The organism is Neptuniibacter sp. QD48_55 (assembly GCF_047778115.1).
GTDB lineage: Bacteria > Pseudomonadota > Gammaproteobacteria > Pseudomonadales > Balneatricaceae > Neptuniibacter.
This window is the reverse complement of the sequence record NZ_CP180555.1, coordinates 1,667,185-1,687,864: the sequence shown is the minus strand read 5'-3', so window position 1 is coordinate 1,687,864 and position 20,680 is coordinate 1,667,185. Positions and strand designations below refer to the sequence as shown.

At 43.5% G+C, this 20,680-nt stretch carries 20 protein-coding genes; 8 read left to right on the top strand and 12 right to left on the bottom strand.

Features of this window, described 5'->3' with window-relative positions; all coding sequences use genetic code 11:
* The first annotated feature begins 100 nt into the window (after positions 1–100).
* The gene (locus ACMXYW_RS07745; protein WP_415905793.1) at positions 101–1,501 is read left to right on the top strand and encodes an FAD-binding oxidoreductase; all 1,401 of its coding nucleotides are present in this window, start codon (positions 101–103) and stop codon (positions 1,499–1,501) included.
* A gap of 367 nt (positions 1,502–1,868) precedes the next feature.
* Complete coding sequence (locus ACMXYW_RS07740) at positions 1,869–2,261, top strand: hypothetical protein (RefSeq protein ID WP_415905792.1); 393 nt, start codon at positions 1,869–1,871, stop codon at positions 2,259–2,261.
* A 15-nt stretch (positions 2,262–2,276) separates the two neighbouring features.
* Here ACMXYW_RS07740 and ACMXYW_RS07735 read toward each other — a convergent pair whose 3' ends face one another.
* From ACMXYW_RS07735 to ACMXYW_RS07725, 3 genes are all read right to left on the bottom strand, one after another.
* A complete protein-coding gene (locus tag ACMXYW_RS07735) occupies positions 2,277–2,717 on the bottom strand; it encodes a hypothetical protein (protein ID WP_415905791.1) in 441 nt (146 codons plus the stop codon).
* Between the two features lie 11 nt (positions 2,718–2,728).
* Positions 2,729–2,932: a hypothetical protein gene (locus ACMXYW_RS07730; RefSeq protein WP_415905790.1), complete on the bottom strand. Its 204-nt coding sequence runs from the start codon at positions 2,930–2,932 to the stop codon at positions 2,729–2,731.
* A gap of 329 nt (positions 2,933–3,261) precedes the next feature.
* Entirely contained in the window at positions 3,262–4,782 is a 1,521-nt protein-coding gene (locus ACMXYW_RS07725; RefSeq protein WP_415898339.1) for an aldehyde dehydrogenase family protein, read from the bottom strand.
* Positions 4,783–5,123: 341 nt separating this feature from the next.
* Between ACMXYW_RS07725 and ACMXYW_RS07720 the strand changes: the two genes are divergently transcribed.
* Together ACMXYW_RS07720 and ACMXYW_RS07715 are read left to right on the top strand one after the other, a co-directional pair.
* Positions 5,124–5,939, top strand: a complete 816-nt coding sequence (locus ACMXYW_RS07720; protein WP_415898340.1) for an FRG domain-containing protein — start codon at positions 5,124–5,126, stop codon at positions 5,937–5,939.
* Between the two features lie 72 nt (positions 5,940–6,011).
* Positions 6,012–6,677 carry a putative 2OG-Fe(II) oxygenase gene (locus tag ACMXYW_RS07715; protein WP_415898341.1) on the top strand — a complete coding sequence of 222 codons (666 nt, stop codon included), beginning with the start codon at positions 6,012–6,014 and terminating at the stop codon, positions 6,675–6,677.
* Positions 6,678–6,779: 102 nt separating this feature from the next.
* On the opposite strand, the gene ACMXYW_RS07710 is transcribed toward ACMXYW_RS07715, so the two are convergent.
* The 5 genes from ACMXYW_RS07710 to pedF all read right to left on the bottom strand — a co-directional run bounded on the left by ACMXYW_RS07710 (position 6,780) and on the right by pedF (position 11,939).
* Positions 6,780–8,531, bottom strand: coding sequence for a PQQ-dependent methanol/ethanol family dehydrogenase (locus ACMXYW_RS07710; protein WP_415898342.1), 1,752 nt, complete (start codon positions 8,529–8,531; stop codon positions 6,780–6,782).
* A gap of 316 nt (positions 8,532–8,847) precedes the next feature.
* Positions 8,848–9,768: a quinoprotein relay system zinc metallohydrolase 1 gene (locus tag ACMXYW_RS07705; protein WP_415905789.1), complete on the bottom strand. Its 921-nt coding sequence runs from the start codon at positions 9,766–9,768 to the stop codon at positions 8,848–8,850.
* A 10-nt stretch (positions 9,769–9,778) separates the two neighbouring features.
* Positions 9,779–10,534: a quinoprotein dehydrogenase-associated SoxYZ-like carrier gene (locus ACMXYW_RS07700; protein WP_415905788.1), complete on the bottom strand. Its 756-nt coding sequence runs from the start codon at positions 10,532–10,534 to the stop codon at positions 9,779–9,781.
* Positions 10,535–10,588: 54 nt separating this feature from the next.
* Positions 10,589–11,503, bottom strand: coding sequence for a substrate-binding periplasmic protein (locus ACMXYW_RS07695; protein WP_415905787.1), 915 nt, complete (start codon positions 11,501–11,503; stop codon positions 10,589–10,591).
* A complete protein-coding gene (gene pedF / locus ACMXYW_RS07690; protein WP_415888261.1) occupies positions 11,496–11,939 on the bottom strand; it encodes a cytochrome c-550 PedF in 444 nt (147 codons plus the stop codon). Before pedF ends, ACMXYW_RS07695 begins: the two co-directional genes overlap by 8 nt.
* Positions 11,940–12,396: 457 nt before the next feature.
* Here pedF and ACMXYW_RS07685 point away from each other — a divergent pair, with 457 nt between their 5' ends.
* Positions 12,397–14,226, top strand: a complete 1,830-nt coding sequence (locus tag ACMXYW_RS07685) for a PQQ-dependent methanol/ethanol family dehydrogenase (RefSeq protein WP_415905786.1) — start codon at positions 12,397–12,399, stop codon at positions 14,224–14,226.
* 68 nt (positions 14,227–14,294) lie between these two features.
* Complete coding sequence (locus ACMXYW_RS07680; RefSeq protein ID WP_415905785.1) at positions 14,295–14,933, top strand: pentapeptide repeat-containing protein; 639 nt, start codon at positions 14,295–14,297, stop codon at positions 14,931–14,933.
* Positions 14,934–14,998: 65 nt separating this feature from the next.
* On the opposite strand, the gene ACMXYW_RS07675 is transcribed toward ACMXYW_RS07680, so the two are convergent.
* The 4 genes from ACMXYW_RS07675 to ACMXYW_RS07660 form a co-directional block, all read right to left on the bottom strand.
* A complete protein-coding gene (locus ACMXYW_RS07675; protein ID WP_415905784.1) occupies positions 14,999–15,643 on the bottom strand; it encodes a response regulator in 645 nt (214 codons plus the stop codon).
* The gene (locus ACMXYW_RS07670) at positions 15,640–16,941 is read right to left on the bottom strand and encodes a histidine kinase (protein ID WP_415905783.1); all 1,302 of its coding nucleotides are present in this window, start codon (positions 16,939–16,941) and stop codon (positions 15,640–15,642) included. Before ACMXYW_RS07670 ends, ACMXYW_RS07675 begins: the two co-directional genes overlap by 4 nt.
* A 142-nt stretch (positions 16,942–17,083) precedes the next feature.
* Positions 17,084–17,719, bottom strand: a complete 636-nt coding sequence (locus ACMXYW_RS07665) for a response regulator transcription factor (RefSeq protein ID WP_415898350.1) — start codon at positions 17,717–17,719, stop codon at positions 17,084–17,086.
* Between the two features lie 154 nt (positions 17,720–17,873).
* On the bottom strand, positions 17,874–18,311 hold the full coding sequence (locus tag ACMXYW_RS07660; protein WP_415898351.1) for a copper-binding protein: 438 nt from the start codon (positions 18,309–18,311) through the stop codon (positions 17,874–17,876).
* A gap of 169 nt (positions 18,312–18,480) precedes the next feature.
* Between ACMXYW_RS07660 and ACMXYW_RS07655 the strand changes: the two genes are divergently transcribed.
* Both ACMXYW_RS07655 and ACMXYW_RS07650 read left to right on the top strand, forming a co-directional pair.
* Positions 18,481–19,650, top strand: a complete 1,170-nt coding sequence (locus tag ACMXYW_RS07655) for an ABC transporter substrate-binding protein (RefSeq protein ID WP_415898352.1) — start codon at positions 18,481–18,483, stop codon at positions 19,648–19,650.
* A 14-nt stretch (positions 19,651–19,664) separates the two neighbouring features.
* Positions 19,665–20,636 carry a YVTN family beta-propeller repeat protein gene (locus ACMXYW_RS07650; protein ID WP_415905782.1) on the top strand — a complete coding sequence of 324 codons (972 nt, stop codon included), beginning with the start codon at positions 19,665–19,667 and terminating at the stop codon, positions 20,634–20,636.
* Positions 20,637–20,680: the final 44 nt, after the last annotated feature.

The following is a 20,680-nucleotide window of genomic DNA, read 5'->3' as shown; positions in this document are numbered from 1 at the left end:
TGGTATGCCCCCTAGATACTTATCATCCTAATAGCTTGTTCTTATTGATAATTTATTGCTTTAATGTAGTGACAACAATAAAAATACGAGCTGATGACCTATGCGTGCGCATAAACGTTATTCTCAAGCTGATCTAAAGAAAGTTATCACTGAATTAGCCACTACATTTAGTGATCGAATAGACCTATCTAAACCTGTATGCGAACAGCATGGTCAAGGCGAAGATAGCTATGGCTGTATAGCGCCCGATGCGGTTGTCTATCCTTTCAGTAACGAGGAAGTCGCTCAAGTCGTCAAACTCTGCAATCAATATAAGATTCCCGTCATTCCCTTTGGCGTTGGCTCTTCTGTCGAAGGGCATCTACTCGCCGTCAACGGCGGCATATCAATCGATCTGTCAGAAATGGATCAGGTAATAGAAATCAATGCCGCGGATATGGATTGTCGCGTTCAAGCAGGTGTAACTAGGGAAGCGCTCAATCTAGCCTTACGCTATGACGGCTTATTTTTCCCAGTTGATCCTGGTGCTAATGCGAGTATTGGCGGTATGGCAGCAACACAAGCCTCAGGTACAAACGCTGTGCGTTATGGCACCATGTTAGATGCCGTTATCGGCTTAACTGTGGTTACACCTGAAGGCGACATTATAAAAACAGGCACGCGTAGCCGTAAAAGCTCAGCTGGTTACAACTTAACGCAATTGCTAGTTGGCTCTGAAGGTACCTTAGGCGTTATCACAGAGATTCAACTTCGCCTTCACCCTATTCCCGAAGTGATTCGTTCAGCTGTATGCAGCTTTAAAACCGTTGCTGATGCTACAGATACGGTGATCAATGCCATGCAGCTCTCTATTCCACTTGCTCGAATAGAATTGCTTAACAAGGCCCAAATGAAAGCTTGCATTGAGTTTTCCCAGCTACACGAACTTGCTGCTGCACCTACCCTATTTATTGAGTTTCACGGCTCTAAAGCAAAGATCGAAGAAGACATTATGCTCCTGAAAGATATCTGCAATGAATTTGGCGGCAGTGAATTTATCTGGGCTGAAAACACTGAAGGTCGCAACCGGCTTTGGCAAGCACGACACAATGCTTACAATGCGGCTCATCAGATTATTCCTAATGGCAAGGTACTTACAACCGATGTATGCGTTCCAATTTCAGCGCTAGCTAGAAGCATCTTACAAGCCGAAACAGATGCTGAGTTAAGTAACTTACCCTGCCCAATCGTTGGCCATGTTGGTGACGGTAACTACCACGTATTAATTGTTTTCGATCCAGAAAATCACAACCAACATCAAGCCGCTAAAACGCTGGCAGAAAAAATAGTCAACAACGCCCTAGCACTAGGCGGCACCTGTACTGGTGAACACGGAATAGGCTTTGGCAAAAAACAATACCTTTTAGATGAACATTCAACTTCAATAAACAGCATGAAACTTGTTAAACGGGCTATTGACCCAAACAACATTATGAACCCAGGCAAGGTAATTGATCTGTGAAGAAAGCTTTGGTCAAACAGATAGCACCCTTCAGTTCCCCGCTTACATACTCTTACCTATCAATGGTTGTGACAGCCGAGAAAATCATTTACATAAAGGGATAGTGAAAAATATTTACACAACTAAGATCGTTGATATGGCTCCTAATTAGAAATAACTAAACGGAATTAGATCCAACACTATGAATTGAAGATATTTAGATAAAAACAGGTAGACTAATTGGGCGAGAAACTGGGCACTACATGTCTAACATCTATATATATTAATCGATCTATAATTTATCCAGACTGGCCCATACAGACAGAGTCCAAACCCTACAGCAATACGTAAGACTGTTGTAACAGGATAATCAGATAGAGACAGGCTAATGAAAAAGATAATCACGGGCTTTTGTTTAATTGCCTTAGGTGGATGCTACAGCATACCAAGAACCTTACCCGCAGATAGCTATTTGATAGATACAAGAATGGGGCTGATGTGCCATGTTACCGAGTGCTATTACCTTGATCTAATTGGTAGCTCATCCGACGAGCTCACAGTCGCAAAAGCATATGGCCTACCCGTTAAAACATACACATGGTCAACAGAACAGTTTGTCGAACTGATGCTCAACCCTCCAGAACAGCTTTATAAAGCCGAAAAGCTTTCTAATCATGAATTCCAGATACCCAATAACGCAGCGACGACAGCGACCTTCAAGGTTCTAGACGATGAAGACCTACTAATCTATCGTATTGGAGGTAATAGCAAAGGTTTGTAGATTATTAAACGATAATTATGGCTTTTCTAACCAAATACGCCATGTAGTAGATCCATTAACACGCAGATAATATTCGCCGACTTCTTCGATCAAGTAAGTATCTTCACCACCTCCACCTATGTGGAGGTTTTGAACGATATTATCTTCACTATCGTGCAACGCTAATACAAAGATGGCACCGTCACTCTGAAACCTTAATTGGGTAGGCTCAGAGATCTTAAAGATCTCCGTTTTCGCTGTGCGCTTACCTGCAAAATTTGGCTTCTTTGCACTCAGCGCTTTTAAATCTAAATTATCGTAACACTCCAACCGCCTGTCTGGCTGTACTATAGCCCTGCATTGTTCAAATGCCGTATTCACATCAGCAGAAGCAGAAGCAGAAGCAGAAGAAGATAAAGATGCTGCTAGCAAGCCAGTGGACACAAGAGCCAATATAGAGCACTTCTTAACAAACATAATAAGAAATCCTAATTCTGTTGCAGTAAGCGGAGATGATCATAAGACTTAGCTTTCGTTTGCAGCTTACAGCTACGCTCATCCTCTGAGTCATCACACAAAACCTTCACGCCATCTGGGTAATGACTCAGGTTTTTACATTGTGCAATAAACAATAGACCACCACTTTCGGTCTCATTACGCACTAAGCTCTGTTCGACACAATCAGACTTCATCATTATGAGCCGTTCTACTTGATAGTCTTTTACAGAGGCAAAAGCACTCACAGAGACAAAACTTAAAATAAGGATAGATAAAGTATTACGCTCGAAAACCTCCCTTTAAATCAGAGTGTTAAATAATCTTAACATCTAAAAATTAATTTCAGGGGTTTCGGGAAATGAGACAGACCTAAAGTACCAATTATACTAACACCCTAAGTCTAGGCAGAATTAAGACATAAAAAAGCGGCCCTCAAAGGGGCCGCAATAAACGCAAGAAGCTACATGAAATAGCTTGCTTGAGAGCTAGCAATGTTCAGATGCCAGCTCTCGTGGACTTCCGATTAGAAGAAGCCTAGAGGACTTTCGCTGTAGCTAACCAACATATTCTTAGTTTGCTGGTAGTGTTCAAGAATCATCTTGTGAGTCTCACGACCTACACCAGATTTCTTGTAACCGCCGAACGCAGCGTGTGCTGGGTATAGGTGGTAGCAGTTCATCCATACTCGACCAGCCTGAATGCCACGACCCATGCGGTAAGCAACGTTAGTGTCACGTGACCATACGCCTGCACCTAGACCGAACTCAGTGTCGTTCGCGATAGCTAGTGCTTCTGCTTCATCTTTAAATGTAGTTACAGAAACTACTGGGCCGAAGATCTCTTCTTGGAAAACGCGCATGTCGTTTGTACCTTTCAGAAGAGTTGGCTTGATGTAGTAACCGCTACCGAAATCACCGTCTAGTTTTTCGATACCGCCGCCCGCTAGTACTTCAGCACCTTCGTCACGACCAATGTCGATGTAACCTAGGATCTTGTCGAACTGCTCTTGAGAAGCCTGCGCACCAACCATTGTTTCAGTATCTAGTGGGTTACCACGTTTGATCTGACCCATACGCTCAACAACTTTAGCAAGGAACTCATCAGCAATATCTTCTTGAACTAGAAGACGAGAAGGACAAGTACATACTTCACCTTGGTTGAAGAATGCTAGTACCGCACCTTCAACTGCTTTGCTTACGAACTCATCGTCCTGAGCCATAACGTCGTTGAAGTAGATGTTTGGAGACTTACCACCTAGCTCTGTAGTAGATGGAATGATGTTCTCTGCAGCACATTTCATGATGTGAGAACCAACTGGAGTAGAACCAGTGAATGCGATCTTAGCGATACGAGTGCTAGATGCTAGAGCCTGACCTGCTTCGCCACCGAAACCGTTTACAACGTTCAGTACGCCTGCTGGTAGAGCTTCTTGGATGCATTCAAGAAGAATAAGGATAGATACTGGAGTCGCTTCAGCTGGCTTCAGTACGATGGAGTTACCTGCTGCTAGTGCTGGAGCAATTTTCCATGCAGCCATTAGTAGCGGGAAGTTCCAAGGGATGATCTGACCAACAACACCTAGTGGCTCGTGGAAGTGGTAAGCAACAGTTGTTTCGTCGATCTCACCGATAGAACCTTCTTGTGCACGGATGCAGCCAGCGAAGTAACGGAAGTGATCTGCCATTAGAGGAACGTCTGCAGCTAGAGTTTCACGAACTGCTTTACCGTTGTCCCAAGTTTCAGATACAGCCAAACGCTCAAGGTTAGCGTCGATTAGCTCAGCACACTTCAGAAGAACGTTCTGACGTTCGATTGGAGAAGTTTTGCCCCAAGACTCTTGTGCAGCGTGAGCAGCGTCCAGTGCCAATTCAATATCTTCAGCAGTGGAACGAGGAATTTCACAAATTGGTTCACCAGTTACAGGCGAGTTATTGGTGAAGTATTCACCTTTAACAGGAGCTACCCACTCACCGTTAATGAAGTTGCCATAACGTTCTTTAAAGGAAACAACTGAACCTTCTGTACCCGGCTTAGCGTAAATCATCTTCTAAGTGCCTCTTTATATTTATCTTACTGCCGTCTCTACTGACAGTTAATTTACTTTACCAACCAATATTAGCTATCCAGCAAGAATTACAGGTATCATCCCTTGGCATTGAAAAATTAATTATTTAGTACTAGTTATCGAGGCCCCACCCCTACGGGCTTTTAGAGATTGAGCCCAGGCCACGCATAAGATCCGACACTAACCCACTGATTAACAAAGACAATTCCAGAACACGCATCTTATTTTTAAAGCTCGCACCCCATATAAATAAACATCAATTAGCTATAGTCTTATGCTATAAGGGATTTTCAAGGCGAATAAATTACGAGGCTGGAACTATGACGAAGTTATACCAAGTATCTACTTGGCAAGAATTTCTTGCTTTAGTTGAGTCAGAAGAACTCCGTGGCTGGGCATTTCGTGGTCAACGGGACGCGGAATGGAGCCTTGAGAGTTCGCTCACTAGACGCCTCAAGCAGTTTGTACCCCAAAGCAAATGGCATGAACGAGAAAGCAGGGCCATTCGTGTATTTAAACGTAAAGCTCACTATTTCCTAAATGATACCAGCGCACTTAAAGATGATTTTCGTTGCCTAGCCCTTATGCAACACCACGGCGCACCAACCCGGCTTTTAGACTTTACCAAGTCACCCTACGTAGCAAGCTACTTCGCCCTACAATCTTGCACAACGCCTGCTGCTGTTTATGCAGTCAACACCCCTGCTCTATGGCACAAAGCAACACCACCGGGCTTACCGGAGCTCACAAGAGATGCAATTGACCCTCGTACGACTGACAGCCTTGGCAAATATTACCTTTCAAATAACTACCCGATCGTCTGGCCTGGCGAACCATGGTCGATGGATCGAAGAATCGTCGCCCAGGCAGGTACTTTTATGCTGCCTGGCAGAATCGATGTTTCAGTTGAAGAGCTCTTAAATAACTACGAATACGATGAGCCACTACTCGCTAAGATCGTCCTTAGCCCTGAAATCAGAAAAGAGGCAATGGAAGCGCTTTATCGAATGAATATCAGTAGCGCGACACTTTTCCCTGATCTCGACGGTTTAGCGCGATCTATATCATATGAATTGGAAGTTAGCTGGGTAGGCACACCTGATCCCAAAAACGATCAACTGATGCAGGACAAATGAGCGCACTTCTTACATAGCTAAATAACAACTACAAGATTAAAATGATCCGATCTCTTAATTTGGAATCGGATCATGTATTCAGAAAGCCCAGAAATTGAATCCATCAACACTTGGACCTCTCCACTGTTTGTTACGACAAACCCTGATCACGAGTTCTTAAAAGAAGATCTTCTCAATTACATCTACAACTACCAAAAGCTTCACAATCAAACTAAAGCTATTGCCAGCGAAGTAGCCGTAAGCGCAAAGCATCAGCTATTTGAGAGCAAGCTCTGCTTTCTTGAATCTGATGAACCGGTGATCCTTGAGCTTAGACGCATGCTTGAGGAGCTACTCTCGGTCATTGCTACGCAGGTTAATATGCCATACTGGCCCGAAAGTGCTGAGTGTGATGCAACCATCATTGAATCCTGGTTCCATGTAACTAAGGATGGCGGTTACCATGATATCCATTCCCACCCAAACTGCTCATGGTGTGGAATCTATTATTTAGATGTCGGTGAGTGTGAATTGGGTACTCGCAACGGTATCAATCGCTTTTATGATCCTCGAAACAACGCCGATCATTATGGTGATGCCGGCACAGCCTATCTAAGCGAACAAGGCTTCTGGGACTTCCAACCTGTAGAAGGCCAGATTGTAATATTCCCTTCTTACTTAAAGCATTCAGCCCTACCCTATTTCGGCCAAAAAGACCGCGTAGTAATTGCTTTCAACAGCATCGTAGATTTGATTTAACCACGTTTTATTTTAAGCACAAAAAAAGCCAGCTTAATGCTGGCTTTTTTGCTGGGACAGGCTGAGTGATATCGAAATATCACTCAGTTGTAAGTCAAAAACTTACTTAGGTAGTTTGAATGTCCAAACTGTGCCGCCCTGGTTTAGGTGTTTAACACGTTTAGCTACTTCACCACCCCATAGAGGTACTGCACCACCCCAACCGGATACTACAGATAGGTACTGCTCGCCATTCTGTTCCCAAGTGATTGGAGAACCTACGATACCAGAACCAGTGTTGAATTCGTATTCAACTTTACCAGTCTTAGCGTTTAGACCTTTTAGGTAACCTTCAGGAGTACCGAAGAATACTAGGTTACCTTTAGTCGCTAGAACACCACCCCATAGTGGAGCGTAGTTCTTGTGACGCCATACTTCTTTACCAGTTTTTGGATCCATCGCACGTAGAACACCGATGTACTCGTCGTTCATAGGCTTGATTGTGAAACCAGCACCTAGGTAAGCCGCACCTTTTTTGTATGCAGTTGGCTCATTCCAGATGTCCATTGCCCATTCGTTAGAAGGAACGTAGAACAACTCAGTGTCTTGGCTGTATGCAACAGGCATCCAGTTCTTACCACCTAGGAAAGATGGAATAGCTAGAACAGATGTACCTTTCTTGCCATCTTTAGAGTCTGCTGGGTTACCTGGACGGTTAGCATCATCGTAGATTGGACGACCAGTTTTTGGATCTAGACCTTTAGCCCAAGTGATCTTGTCTACGAATGGGAAACCACGGATGAAGTCACCATTCTCACGGTTAAGAACGTACATGAAACCGTTACGGTCAGCAGTAGCTGCTGCTTTAACTGTTTTACCGTTTGCTTTGTAGTCGAAAGAAACTAGCTCGTTTACACCGTCGTAATCCCAACCATCGTGTGGAGTAGTCTGGAAGTGCCATACGATCTTACCAGTATCTGGGTCGATAGCTACACGAGAAGATGAGAATAGGTTGTCACCAGGACGTAGGTGAGAGTTCCATGGTGCTGGGTTACCAGTACCGAAGAATAGTAGGTCTACATCAGGATCGTAAGTACCGCCTAACCAAGTTGCAGCACCACCGGATTTCCAAAGGTCGCCAGGCCAAGTTTTGCCTGCTTCACCACCGGAAATACCGTTTTCCATTTTCTTACCATCTTTCCAGATGTAACCCATGTGACCTTCAACTGTTGGACGAGTCCAAGCAAGTTTACCAGTCTTAGCATCGTAAGCTTCTACTTTACCAACGATACCGAATTCACCACCAGATACACCAGTGATTACTTTGCCTTTAGCAATTAGAGGAGCTGCAGTGATTGAGTAACCAGCTTTGTAGTCTTCTACTTTTTTCTTCCAAACAACCTTACCAGTCTTAGCGTTTAGAGCTACTAGTTTAGCGTCAAGAGTACCAAAGATTACTAGGTCGTCGTATAGAGCAACACCACGGTTGATTACGTCACAGCAAGGCATGATGCCATCAGGAAGACGTGCGTTGTATTCCCAAAGCTCTTCACCAGTGTTTGCATCAACAGCGAATACACGAGAGTAAGAAGCTGTAACGTACATCACACCATCTTTAACTACAGGCTGTGATTCCTGACCACGCTGTTTCTCACCACCGAAAGAGAACGCCCATACTGGACGCATGTCTTTAACAGTTTTAGTGTTGATTTTTGTCATCGGGCTGTAACGCTGACCACGTGGGCCCATACCATTTGTTACAACATCTTCAACAGTCATCTGGTCGTTAATGATATCTTTATCAGTAACACCAGCCTGTGCTGTGCCTGCAACAGACATCGCTGCAACAAGAGCAGACAGTGCGAATTTTTTCATTGTACGCTTCCTCTACGGATATTTTTTTTTTGGCGTTCAGAAGAGAGCCGGGAAATTTTCCCGAATCATGAAGGCAATTGTTTTGTTTTACAGCAAATACAACAATTAAACAGCGGAAGTACTTTTCTAGTCCCTTGGTAGTAATACCGCTATTTTTAAATAAATTCAGAAGCTTAACGGCCTATTCAATAGACCATTAGTCAAATTACAAACAAGAGTATAGACAGGAATTGCCGCTTAACTAGCCAGAGAAAGGAATAAACCTAAATAATGAGGATTTAATTTGATTTTTAATATTTACAACAAAAAAGCAGACTCAAAAAGCCTGCTCTTCATATTTGGGATAAAGGTGCGCAACAGTCCTGGCAAATTCCCGCTTACTTAATGCAATACCATCAAATTTTTTGGGGATCGGCAGTTTAATCACTTCTGTCATGCTTAATCCATCTTCTGCTGCTTGCTCTAAAACCCGATCCAACCAATCTAGATAGGCAAGCATTTGATCTAAGGCACTAGCATCCTTAACAACCGACCCATGACCTGGCACCATAATTTTATAATCAAGATCCCTTAACTTCTGAATCTCTTTTTTCCATTGATTAAGACCCGGTGTATGCGGTGTTGTTAAAGCTCGCTGATAGAAAACCATGTCTGAGGCAAACACAACGCCAGTCTTCTCATCTAGTACAACCAAATCTGAGCCGGTATGACCCGTAAAAGGAAGTAAATGTAATCTATGCGAACCAAGCTGCATCAACTGAACATCGAGAGCCTTAGTTGGCGTAACAGCCTCGGTCGACCGCATCCAATCACCAACTAGCCGATACATATTTTCAGCAAAAGCATTTCCATGAAGCGCTATTCCTTGCTGCGTACCCGGGAGAGAAAGAATATCTACATCAGAAAAAGCCTGATTCCCCAAAAAGTGATCCGGATGGTGATGAGTATTAAAAACAACTTTTACAGGCTTATCCGTAACACTCTTGATAGCCTCTTTTAATGCTTTACCGTATCTAAGAGAAGGCCCAGTATCGATAACAACGACACCATCTTCTGTAACGATAAAGCCGGTATTTACAATATTGCCGCCGTTGCTCTTTGAAAAGTCTTCTAATTTACCCTTCAACAACCAAGTGTTATCAGCAATTTTTTGCGGTTTTAAATCATAAGAAAGCGGCGCTGCGGAAGCAGAATGAATAACCGTTGCTGCAGACAACGCCAATAACAACTTCTTCATCATTCAACTCCTAGAGTGCGTTCTCGAATTCATTTCCGCCATTGTCTCGCATCCAGATACGATGACCTTGAGAACCATCTCTGACATCAAAAGTCAGAACTGGATTCTCACTGACAGGTTGTGACAACTCTAATTTTGCAAGTGGCAATCCCTCAGAATTGCGGACCTCAACATTCTCTATATAGAATTCAGGAATTGAACTAACTAAGCCGGTATCCATCGGATGAACGACTTTTAGTTTGTAGCGACCACCCTTCTCTCTCGGGAAAAACTTACTTTTCATCTCACCGAGATGGTCCTGCCAGTAGTTATTAGCAGCTGCAGCGCTAGGTGTTGTACACCCACCACCAGCAGCATCAAGGTAACCACCACCTACATGCCAAACACCAGATTTAGAAAGAACAGCAGCTCTAATCGCTGTAGCCTGCTGAACCTTAATGCGCATAGAAAGGCGAGGCACTATCTCTTTGTGGGGATAATAAGTAAAGATATGCTGAATTGGATTAAGATCGGCAAAAACAATAATCTTATCGATCTTCCCTGCTAACGCTTCCGCATTAACAGTAATAGGCACCTGTGTAGGATCTTCAGCAAACTCAGGCACAGTGACTTTGACATTACTATCAAACACATACTCCTGATCTCCAATAAACTTGGCACGCATATGATCCCATAGAGGTGACTCTAGTGGATCTTGCTGGCCTGAATAACCAGCAATTGGAATAGCAGCACTTATCAAAAGTGCTGCAACATTTCGCTTCAACATGGCATCCTCTTATTATTATTTGAATGCTATTTCTTCGAGCGTTGCTTTATAAAGCTATTTTACATCCTGGTAAAAAGCAGGCATCTCATAACTGAGACCGTACTTGCTATAAACTTGTTCCATTTCACCGGAACGAACCATAGCTTCGACAACATCACCTACAGCATAGCCAAGCTGTCTATAGGTATGTTTAACAGCCATCCCTATATCCCATTTCTGCTTACCCATATTAGGATAACCATTTACGCCTAGCTTGAACTTACTGTCGCCCGACTTACTGACTAACCAATCCACTTCAGCGCGCATCGCCATAACGGCATCAACTTCACCAGACTCCATACCCTTGAATGCTTCACGCGCATTAGGATAATGATGAGTCTTATCACGCATTCGCCCACCAAAAGCTGAAGTCAGATAAAACGCAGGTAGGCTATCAACCTCTACACCTACAGGGTGATACTGAAATACCGCCACTGTAGAAACGTTATCTAACTTTTCGCTATCGTAAACAACCTTCCAGCTCTCACGCTGATAAGGACCAAACATAACAACCATTTCATTTATAACGGCGCCAGTTGAATCCTGCATATAGCTGTATTCACGATCGTACGGAACACGCATCATCACATCAGCAATGGTTTTCAGTGCTAATGCATTTTCTTCATCTTTATCGAGATAATGTCCTTTCCAGACATTATTTCTTAAATCATCTTCAAGGTTTTCATCTGGTGTAATCCAGTGCTCCCGGAATTCAACACCAAGCTTTTCAGCAATTTTCTTACCGACTTCGACATCCACGCCAACAGCTTTGCCGTTTTCCATATAAGAATATGGTGGGAAATCACGATAAAAACCAACCCTAATATACCCGCTATCAATTACATCGTCGTAATAACGAGCTTGCGCCAGGCTGCTAAGCAGGCTGGCGCAAGTGAAAATTATAGCGTTAGAAGCGCTTAACTTACTCATCCGTAGCACGAGTTTCTAACCAAGCACGGATAGCCCATAGAGCTTCTTGACTTAGGTGTTCTGCCATTTTTGGCATGTAAACACGACCGTCACGTACTGCACCGTTTTGAACACGGTAAGAGTACCACTCGTCACCATCAACGCCTGGCTCTAGGTAACGTAGGTCTGGGGCGATACCACCAGAGATAGCATCAAGACCGTGACAACGTGCACAGTTCTGAGTGTAAGCAGACTCACCGATTTTAACTGCTAGTTCACGGTTCTCGTAATCTTCAGTGTAAGGGTTAGAATCAACCCACTCTTCACCTAGAACTTTTAGGCCTGTTACATCGATAGCCTGTGGAGTTACATCACCGTGCGCCATAGTTTGGCCAGAAATAACTGCAGCTAACATACCCGCTGTAGTCATGCTCAAAAGTTTCTTGTTGATAGACATCTTTTTTTCACCACTTTAGTTTTTATACTCTCGTCTTCCACAGTTAAATAAAATACTGACTGAGGGATATCTGCGTGTTCAGATACCTGACGATCATCTCTACATTAAGCCAAAGCCACCCACTCCAGCTGTTTGCATATATGATATTGCGTGTGCAAAATCAGCAAGAATTGTACTTTGGGTTCCAAAAACTACTCCCTTGGTAGGAATGTCGACCCAGATTGCAACCTAAGTAGCATTTTGTACGCCATCTATCCATACCTGAGCACTAGTCCCTCTTTATTAGTACGTGACTTCTCCCTAAGACTCTCGGGATTTCATCCTGCACAAACAGGACTTAACCCCTGATTAACAGGGAATCCTGCCGTTGTCGCATATCCACCCTTAAGACGAGAATGGTTATCAGCGAATTTCAATCGCAAGTTATGACTTTCCTATAACACTAGGGTTTATAAAAATGACAAAAAAAATAAACATGACAGGCTTAAAGCCGCTTTGCGCTGCAATCGGTCTTAGCTTAGTAGCGGGCGCCGCTATTGCTAAACCAGTTACTTGGGACGACATCAAAAATGATGCGAACACTCCAGAAGACGTTCTAGGTTACGGAATCGGACCTAAAGCACAGCGCTGGAGCGACATGACAGAAATTAACGATAAAAACGTTAAGAAACTGACGCCTGCATGGTCTTTCTCTTTTGGTGATGAGAAACAGCGTGGCCAAGAAACTCAAGCACTAGTACACGATGGCATCATCTATGTAACTGGTTCTTACTCTCGTATGTTTGCACTAGATGCTAAAACTGGTAAGAAAATTTGGTCTTATTCTTACCGTCTACCAGACGACATCCGCCCTTGCTGTGACGTAGTTAACCGTGGTGCTGCAATCTTCGGCGATCTTGTTTACTTTGGTACTCTTGACGCAGCTATCGTAGCTCTAGACAAGAAAACTGGTAAGCGCGTTTGGAAGAAGAAATTTGCTGATCACACTGAAGGTTACACTATGACTGGTGCACCTACGATCATCAAAGATCAGAAAACTGGTAAAGCAATGCTTATCCACGGTTCTTCTGGTGATGAGTTCGGCGTAGTAGGTAAACTATTCGCTCGCGATCCTAAAACTGGAGAAGAGATCTGGATGCGTCCATTCGTTGAAGGCCACTACGGTCGCCTAGACGGCAAGAAGAGCACTCCAACAGGTGATCCAAAAGCTCCATCTTGGCCTGATGATCCAAACTCACCAACAGGCAAAGTTGAAGCATGGAGCCACGGTGGTGGTGCACCATGGCAGTCAGCTAGCTTCGACGTTGAAACAAACACGATAATTGTAGGTGCTGGTAACCCTGCACCATGGAACGGCTGGGCTCGTACTTCGCCAGGCGGCAACCCAGCTGACTACGACAGCCTGTACACTTCTGGCCAGGTTGCAGTAGATCCTTCTACGGGTGAAGTTAAGTGGTTCTACCAACACACTCCAAACGATGCTTGGGACTTCTCCGGCAATAATGAACTTGTCCTGTTCGAATATGAAGAAAACGGTAAAACAATAAAAGCCACTGGCCATGCAGATCGAAATGGCTTCTTCTACGTTGTTGACCGTCAAAATGGTGACTTTATCCGTGGATTCCCATTTGTAGATAATATCACTTGGGCTACACATATTGATCCAAAGACTGGTCGTCCAGTTGAAGTTGAAGGCCAACGTCCACCACCACCAGAGCCAGGTAAGAAAAAAGGTAAGTCAGTTGAAGTTTCTCCACCTTTCCTAGGAGGCAAAAACTGGAACCCTATGGCTTACAGTCAAGACACTGGCCTATTCTACCTTGGCGCCAACCACTGGAAAGAAGATTACTGGACTGAAGAAGTTCACTACAAACGCGGTGCTGCCTATCTAGGCCAAGGCTTCCGTATCAGAAAAATGTATGACGACCACGTAGGCGTACTTCGTGCAGTAGACCCTAAGACTGGCAAAATCGTATGGTCTCACAAAGAGAAACTACCTCTATGGTCCGGTGTTCTTGCAACTAAAGGCAACCTAATCTTCACTGGTACTGGTGACGGTTACTTCAAAGCATTCGACGCTAAGACTGGCGAAGAACTTTGGAAATTCCAGACCGGCTCCGGCATCGTATCCTCCCCTATCACTTGGGAAGAAGATGGCGAGCAGTACATCGGTCTAGCAAGCGGTTACGGCGGCGCGGTACCTCTATGGGGTGGCGACATGGCCGACCTAACTAAGCCTGTATCACAGGGCGGTTCTTTCTGGGTATTCAAACTACCTAAGCATTAATAGTTACTACTTGATGTAACCCAAGCCCGCGAGCTCCCCAATGCTCGCGGGCTTTTTAGGATAGAGATATGAAAAAAACAATATTAATTACGCTCCTATTGTCCAGCCAACTTGCCACTGCAGATGATCTCGTTATTAATGGCTGCACCATTGCCCCAGATACAAAATGCCCGGGAGTTGATTTGTCGGGTGCGGATCTAAGCAATGCAGATCTATCTAGAGCTGATCTAACTGGCGCAAACTTAAGCGGTACTATCCTTCGCCATGCAGTTCTTAAAAATACCAAGATGGAAAAAGCTGATCTAACCAATGCAGATCTAGCTCGCGCGGACATGAGACATGCAACAGTTCGAGGCTCAAACCTTAGCCACGCCAATCTTGAAGCTATCAATGGCTGGGCATTGTTCGCACAGGGCGCCAATTTTTATCGCGCAAATTTACATGGTGCAAATTTAAATTTCTCTCGCCTTAGTAGCGCTAAATTCGTAGAAGCTAATCTCCAGGCTGCAAATCTAGAAATCGCTTGGATGACAAAAGCCATTTTGACCGGCGCCAACCTTAAAAACGCCAATCTACAGGAAGCAAAGCTTAATGCCGCGTCTTTAGAAAATGCCGATTTCACAGGCGTAAGAAAACACTATGCTACTTTCCAAGCAACATATATGGAAGGCTGCAAAGGCTGCCCATTTGGCTGGTCTAAGAATTAATCCCAAATAACAAAAAAGGCGCATCGAACTTTGTTCTATGCGCCTTTTTAATACCTAAACCAATATTAGCTTACATTAGTCCCCACTTTCACGAGACCTGTCTCTATTGCGAGATGAACCAATTCTGCCGTTGAACCTATATTCAACTTACTTTTCAGTATCGCTGTGTAGTTAGAAACCGTTTTACTACTGATACAAAGCTGCTCAGAGATCTCTTTTACATTATTACCTTGAGCCAACATAACAAAGATCTCAAACTCTCGCTGGGTCATCTCCTTAAGGCGCTTATCCATCTGCTCGGGGCGAGAAACAGCTAAACGCATGGCCAACTCATGCTCAACATAAAGCTGCCCGCCAGCAACCTTAGTCACCGCCTCAATCAAAACCTCAGGCGTACAGCTTTTAGTAATGTAGCCTTTAGCGCCCGCATCCAAAGCCTGAGTTACTACAGGTATCTCATCATACATACTGAAGAAAAGTATTTTGATATCAGGACAACGCTGTAAGATTCGACGAGTTGCCTCAATACCACTGATACCATTCATGTTTACATCCATGATAACAACATCAGGATTTTCAGACTGACACATGCTATATGCCTGATCACCACTCCCAGCTTCAAGTACTTCACATGGAGCAAGCATTGTCGATAAAAGACTTGCATAACCCTGACGCACTACAGCATGATCATCCGCTATTATTATTTTCATACCAGTTCCTGTACCAAAGGGATTTGCAGAACAACTTCACTCCCTTTTTTATCTAACTTATTAATCATGAGCTCACCTGACATACAACGAGCTCGCTCTTGCATCGACCTAAGCCCCAACCCCTGAGACCCAGAATCAACGTACCCTACACCATCATCCACAACTCGAAGAGCAAGGGTATCACCATCAAAAACAACCCTAACCAAAACATGTTCAGCCTGAGAATGCTGAGCCACATTATTTAAAGACTCCTGAAGTATTCGATAGATATGTGTATTAGTCTCATCATCTAACGAAGGAATAAAATCTGGCAGGTCTAACGACACTTTAACCTGATGTGATTGACGCCAAGTATCTACCTGCGTACGTATCGCATCTAACAAGCCCAACTGCTCCAATATAACTGGATGCAACTCTCTTATTAGTTGCCTAAAACTAGTTTGCATAGCATCACAGTTAATCGATATCTGATTACCAACTGAAGCAACTAAATCGGTATTAGATGAGTTTTCTTTTACTAAATAGGCTTGGGCTTTAATGCCCGTGAGATACTGCCCAAGATCATCATGAAGCTCTCTGGCAAGATGAGCACGCTCAGTTTCCTGCAAACGCATTAATTCATGGGTCAGCTTTAAGTTATCGCTCTGAGCCTCCTGAAGGGAATGAGCCATAGAATTAAAATGACCTGCTAACTGATTGATTTCCTTGATAGAATACTCTTCAAGTCGAGCAGTATAACGACCCTTTTCAATTTCATTTAATGCAGCAAGGAAATCTGATACAGGCTTAATCCCCTGACGCACACCAACATAGATTGCTAAATTAGAAAGCAATGCACTAAGCATAAATAGGACAAATACGTGTTGAACAGATTCCCAAACCTCTTCTAGCTCATCGGTAGGATCGGCTTGTAGCTTAAGCGCCCTACCATCTGGTAGATAACGGTAATATTCTTTTTCAGTGAGTCGATCAAGTCCCGGTATTAATTCCATAAACCAATCAGGAACTTCATCATCCATCTCAGATGACAGGTCGTCATCTGCACCTACTTCCCCGCCACTTAATGAATCGTCAACAATAATAATTTTTACATGGCGCGTATCCCCTTCAAGCATGCTATTAAGTAAGCCGCTATCTGTGACTGCCACACTGAGCAACTGATGCGTAAAGCTGAGCCCTGCCGTAACTTCTCGCGTTATATCTTTAGTTGCTTGCTGAAGGGTTTCATAAATTGTTATGGACAAAGCAACAGCAAAAACTGCTGAAACTAATATATTTAAGCGCAGGACTGCATTCATAAGTACACCTATACTGATCTCTCTAAAATAACTAGAGAATCCTCTAAGTATGCAAATGAGTCCCTATTGGTAAGAATCCCTCCAAGGGCTAAAACAAAGTACTACTTAAGTACCTATTTAAACCCATGAGAAATAATAAAGATCAAGGTGCGAACTTAATAACCCCGGCATCGACTGCCAAATGAACAAGTTCCGCTGTAGATGCAATCTTCAATTTACTCTTAATCGTAGTAACGTAATTTGAGACTGTTTTTACATTAATGCCAAGCGTATCAGCAATTGTTCGATTGCTCTGACCGCGAGCAAGCATTACAAAGACCTCGAACTCTCTCTGCGTCAAATCCCTGAGACGGCCTTCTGAAACATCTTGGTTATTTAGAGCAAGTTTCATTATCAAGTCATACTCAATAAAAACCTCACCCTCTCTTATCTTTTCTACTGCTTCGATAAGCGTTTTAGGCGAACCAGACTTGGTTATATAGCCCATAGCACCAGCATCCAACGCCTGCTTCACCATCAAAGCTTCATCGTACATGCTGAAAAACAAGATTTTCGCATCACGGTCTTTATCTAAGATTCGAGTGGCTGCTTCTATGCCACTGATACCAGGTAGATTGATATCCATAATCACTAAATCTGGCTTTTCAGCAAAATACAGCGCCTCAGACTCCTCTCCGCTTGCTGCCTCGATTATTTCACATGGATCTATAACCGTAGGCAAAACGCTAGCGTACCCCTGACGTACAACAGAATGATCATCAGTAATTAGGATTTTCATCGATACTCCAAGATATAAACCTGCAGGACAATCTTACCACCTAAAGTAGTAATTGTTTACATCTTAGCAACGATCATAGGAAAGAATAGAGATTAAGAGAGGAAAAGCCTGTGCATTGTATTACTAACAACACTCAGGCTTAAATAAGGATTGGTTATTTAACGTTAAATACGCCTTCCATTCCTTTGTGTTCTAGACCTTCAGCGAAGAATTCAAATTTACCTGGTTTAATTGGCACGAAGTAGATTTCAGCTTCGCCTTCCTGTTCAAATTCCAACTCTTTAAGCGTAGCCGCTTTAATCTCCATATCCCCCGCTTCAACTTTACGTAAGAAGATTGAATTAAAAAGACCTGGAGCTTTGAACGCGTATTCAGTTTGACCGCTAGAGATAATCTTTAATTTATATGACTTACCTGTTTCAAGGTTATATTCCTTCTCAGACAGGTGGTAGCGGTTATCTTCGGTTCCTAGAACAAGATCAGGAAGCTTTGCAGGTCTACGTGTTAAATCACCCTCAGCAACTGCCGCTGTACTAGTAATTGCAATAACAGAAGCTAAGCCGCAAGCAGCAAGATTCTTGATTACGTTCATAATTCACCCTTGGTTTAAATTACTTATTATTTATGCACTTAATGCTAAAGACCGAACTGGGTAAAAGAATCCTACTTCAGTACTAATTGATTTCTACTTTCTTCATATTCCGAGTTCACGAAATCCCACTTATGCTGGGCATAAATCATAATAAAGATAACCGTGTTTTATGTTTAAAAATCAATCTAAGCCAACATTGACGGTACTTGCCACATTTTTCACCGTCGCAACACATGCCCAGGCAAATCTAGAAGTTAACATAGGATATCTTCAGCAGCAGATGGATAATGGCCCGGTTTTATCAAACATTATTCCCGACCCTGAAGATTCCGGCCTTAAAGGCGCAGAGCTAGGCATCAACGACAACAACACAACTGGCCGCTTCTTAAAACATAAATATTCACTGCAACATTTCGATTCAGAAAGCCCTGAAGAACTTATCAGCAAAGCCTCTGATCTCTATGCACAAGGTATTCGTTTTTTTGTTATCAATGCCCAAAGCCAAACCCTAAAAGCTATCGACAAAACGCTTCCTGATGATGCAGTAGTATTTAACTCTGGCTCCCCTTCAGATCAACTCAGAAGCAAAGAGTGCAACAACTCATTACTTCATACCCTACCTAGCCGAGCAATGCTGACGGATGCACTTGCGCAATGGCTGAAAGCGAAGCGCTTAAACAAAGTATTGGTTATTTCAGGCCAAAAAGAAGAAGACAAAGCGTACACCCAAGCATTCAAACGTGCCGCTAAGCGTTTCGGTATAAAGATAGTTGCCGAGAAACAGTGGGATTACGATACCGATTTACGCCGTACCGCTCAGAGTGAAATGCCACTTTTCACACAAACTAAAGAGTACGATGTCGTCTTTGTAGCAGATGAACGCGGCGATTTTGGTGAATACGTTTTGTATAACACTTGGCTTCCAAGACCTGTAGTTGGCACACAAGGTCTTAGCCCTGTTACATGGCACCGTGTTGTAGAACAATGGGGCGCAGCCCAACTGCAAAGCCGGTTTGACAAACTAGCTAAACGTTGGATGACCGATGATGATTATGCATCATGGGCTGCCGTACGAAGCGTAGGTGAAGCAGTAACTCGCACGAACTCAGCCGACCCTAAAGTCACTTACGAGTATATTCGCTCTGAAAAATTCGAACTAGCTGGCTTTAAAGGCAGAAAACTTAACTATAGAGAGTGGAATGGGCAGTTAAGACAACCAATTCCTCTTGTCCATCCACGCTCTCTTGTATCACAATCCCCACAGGATGGATTCCTTCACCCTGTAAATGAACTTGATACCTTGGGCTTTGATAAAGCCGAAGTTAAATGCAGCAAATAATAATTGGAGTAGTTATGAATTTTAAAAAGTTATTAAAACCACTTGCTGCAGGTATTTTAATTGCCTCGCCATTACTGCACGCTGAGGTTGCCTATGTATCGAACGAAAAAGACGACACCATCTCTATCATCGACCTAGACAGCATGGAGGTGATTGAGACATTAAACGTCGGCGAGCGCCCTCGCGGTATTCTGTTTTCGAAAGACTACACAAAGCTTTATATCTGCGCATCTGATTCAGATACTGTGCAGATTATGGACCTAGCATCTAAAAAGATTATTGGCGAATTACCTTCAGGTGAAGACCCTGAGCAATTTGCACTTCACCCTAACGATCGCCACCTATACATCTCCAATGAAGACGATGCCTTAGTGACAATCGTTGATACACAAACAAGCGAAGTTCTTGCTCAAATCGATGTTGGCGTAGAACCTGAAGGCATGGCTGTAAGCCCAGATGGTAAAGTTGCGGTAAATACTAGTGAAACAACCAACATGGTTCACTGGATTGATACCACCACTTACGAGCTGATTGACAATACACTTGTTGATCAGCGTCCGCGTCATGTTGAATTCAGCACAGACAGCAAGATCCTATGGGCCAGCTCTGAGATTGGCGGCACAGTTTCTGTTATCGATGTAGAAACCCGCAAAATCTTTAAAAAGCTTACATTCGAAATCAAAGGCGTACACCCAGACCGTATTCAACCGGTAGGCATCCGCCTATCTGATGATGGTAAATATGCATTTGTAGCGCTCGGCCCAGCTAACCACGTTGCAGTTGTAAACGCTAAAACCTATGAAGTTGAAGACTATATCCTAGTTGGTCGTCGTGTTTGGCACATGGACTTCAACGAAGATCAAACTAAGCTCCTAACAACCAACGGTATTAGCGGTGATGTATCGGTTATTGATGTTAGCAAAATGAAAGCTGTAAAAAGCATTAAGGTTGGCCGCTACCCATGGGGTGTAAAAGTTAAGCCATAGCAGCTTACCTACCCTTTGAAACATATAAGGCCCACTCTCGTGGG